The organism is Micromonospora sp. NPDC047753 (assembly GCF_040642735.1).
Taxonomy (GTDB): domain Bacteria; phylum Actinomycetota; class Actinomycetes; order Mycobacteriales; family Micromonosporaceae; genus Micromonospora.
This window is the reverse complement of sequence record NZ_JBEYSL010000699.1, coordinates 1-2700: the sequence shown is the minus strand read 5'-3', so window position 1 is coordinate 2700 and position 2700 is coordinate 1. Positions and strand designations below refer to the sequence as shown.

3 protein-coding genes are annotated in these 2700 nt (G+C 70.9%); 1 reads left to right on the top strand and 2 read right to left on the bottom strand.

Going from position 1 to position 2700, the window contains the following annotated elements:
* Positions 1-823: hypothetical protein (locus tag ABZ749_RS33350; protein WP_357234970.1), on the top strand; the 823-nt coding region annotated here is incomplete at its 5' end.
* 37 nt (positions 824-860) lie between these two features.
* Here the strand turns inward: ABZ749_RS33350 and ABZ749_RS33345 are convergent.
* Both ABZ749_RS33345 and ABZ749_RS33340 read right to left on the bottom strand, forming a co-directional pair.
* On the bottom strand, positions 861-2000 hold the full coding sequence (locus tag ABZ749_RS33345) for a winged helix DNA-binding domain-containing protein (protein ID WP_357234966.1): 1140 nt from the start codon (positions 1998-2000) through the stop codon (positions 861-863).
* Positions 2000-2700 (bottom strand): right-handed parallel beta-helix repeat-containing protein (locus tag ABZ749_RS33340; protein ID WP_357234963.1); only part of this gene is annotated, 701 nt, incomplete at its 5' end. The genes ABZ749_RS33345 and ABZ749_RS33340, both read right to left, overlap by 1 nt.

Genomic DNA, 2700 nt, shown 5'->3' with positions numbered 1-2700 from the left:
ACGCGACAACTGGGACCGGACCGGCCAGGCAGGCGCCGCACTCGCCGCACACGTGTACTACTCCGTCGTGGAGACGAGCACCCACTGGTACATCACGTACTTCTTCTTCCACCCCCGCGACTGGACCGACCACCCGTTCTTCGAGACCGAGCACGAGAACGACGGCGAGGGCGCGCTGTTCGCGATCGAACGCGACGGCTCCACGTACGGCGTTCTCCGTTCGGCTGTCACCGTCGCGCACAGTGACTTCTTCTCCTACACGCCGACCGGCAGCACCTGGACCAGCGGCGGGGAGAGCATCGACGGCACCCTGCGATTCCAGGCGTCACCGCACGACACGTTCCAGCACCCGGTGACGGCACAGGAGGCGCAGGGCCACGGCCTCAAGGCGCACCCGCAGTACGACATCAACGGCGACGGCCTGGTCTACTACCCGTCGACCGTCGCCGAGACGCCGAGCAGCGGCAACGACCGCGACGTGCGGTATCAGCTGATCGACATCTTCGCCACCGGTGGGCTGTGGGCGCAGCGGTCCAACGCCAGCCTCTTCGCCAGCCTCGGCACGTTCGCCGGTGACACGTCCGGCGACTGCGGCGTCGGCACCTGGAGTTGTTCGACCAACTCGGCCAACGCGCCCTGGGGCTGGGACGACGGCAACGACGCCCCCGCGCGTGGCGAGATCGCCAGCGACCCGGCGAAGCTGGCGGCCGCGTACTTCACGGTGCCGAGCGGCCTGGCACGCACCTACAGCTACAACCCGTACGCCGGCGCGGCGGCAGCGCTCGCCGAGGCCGCGAGGACGGCTCCGCCGATCGTCGACTGACGCTGTCGTCTCCCCGGGGTCGGACCGTCCTGGTCCGTCACCGGGGAGACGGATCGACCCGCACCCGATCGCTCTCCTGGTCGGAGAGGAAGGAAGCCAACGCCTGCCCCTGCTCGGCCACGGCATCCCGCTCCGTCCGGGAGAGGCCGCCGAGCGGTCTCACGACGACCGTCCCCGAATCGACGGTCCAGGTCGCCGCGACCCGGCCGTCGACGAGCACCACGCGCTCACCGGCCACCGAGAGGTTACGGTGCGCGTCGTCGATGATCCGGCTGCGGTCGTCGTAGCCGAGGATCGCGTTGTCGAACGCCGGCAGGAACCGCACCGGGGCAGGTGTGTCCGGGTCGGGGCGCGGCGCGTCGGGAAGGTCGATGAGCTTCCGGCCACGCTCGTCGCGAAAGGTCACCAACTCGTCCCGCATGGCGGTCACCACTGCCGGCAGCCCGGCGAGACCACACCAGGCGCGCAGGTCGGCCGTGGCCGCCGGGCCGAACGCGGCCAGGTAACGGCGCACGAGCAGCCGACCGACCTCATCGACCCCGGTCGCGGCCGGCGCGTCGATCTCCCGGCCGAGCCAGGCGGAGAGCAGGACGTGACGCGCGCCTCCCTTCGCCCGCCACACCCCTCGCGGCGGGACCTGCGTCATCGGTAGCAGCGCGACAGCGATCTCGCCCAGCACGCGCAGCCCCGGCGTCGGCCACCGCTCGCTGAGCGCCCGCCCGATGTCGGGCATCGAGCGGGGCTCACCGTCGGCAACCACGGCAAGCGCGGCAGCGGCGAGTTCGTCGAGGTCCACCCCGTCGAGCTCGCCGCGGTAGACCCCGAGGACGCGTTGGCGCAGCATGGCGTCGTGACGGGTGCGCCAGGCCACGACGTCGTCGGCGACGAGCAGGTGGACGGTGCGGCGCATGAGGTGGGTACGCACCACGTGTCGCTGGGTCAGCAGGTTCGAGAGCACGGCCGGGTCGAACGCGCGCAGCCTCGACCACAGCCCGACGAACGGCTCCTGCGGCTCCTGGGCCTGCAGGCCGCCGAGGTGGGCGACGGCGTCGAGCGCCGGCAGGTCGGCGCGGTCGAGCAGCAGCTGCCGGGCGAGCGTCGCACGGTTGAGCGCCCGGGTGTCGAGAATGGTCATCAGGTCCCTTCGGTCGCGCACCGTCACGTCGGTCCACGGCATCAGGTGATCGAGTTGTAAACCGGCACCCAGCCCAGACTCTGGCCGCTTGCGGAGAACACCTCGATCTTGCGGACCACCGCACCCGGCGTGGTGGCGGCGACGCTGTTGCCGACTCCGATCCCGCCGACGGCGATGAGTTTGCCCTCGGTACGGATCTGCCCCGCGCCACTTCGCCGGATGATCACCGTGTCCGCCGGTGTCTGGTAGGGGACAGCCGCCTCCACCGCGTTCCATGCCAGTGTGACGTCGACCGAGGCAGTGTCCACGAAGACGGCGGGGTGCGACGGGTGCGCCTGACGCAGGTGGTTAGCCACCACGACAGTCTTTGTGGAGCCCTGGTGAACGGCGACGCAGCTCACGGCCCGGCTCGCGTTCGGATTCTCCACCCGGTTACCGACCACCGTGACGTCCCGGGAGGCCAAGACGTTGATGTGGCCGACACAGTTCGTCGCCACATTGCCGGTGATGGAAACGCCGACGGCCTGCCCTGACCGGGGCAGGGAACCACGCGCGCTGCCGTCGACCTCGATGCCCCGCAGTTGGCAGCCCGACACGGTGTTGTCGGCGACCACCAGGTTCGTCACCTGCTGTGTGTAGACGCCGGCCCGCTGCGCCACCGTCGCTCCCTCCCACGGTCCGTCGCCACCGGGCTGCCGCTCCCGCCCCGACGACGGGTCGCCGATGCCCAAACGTGCCGAGC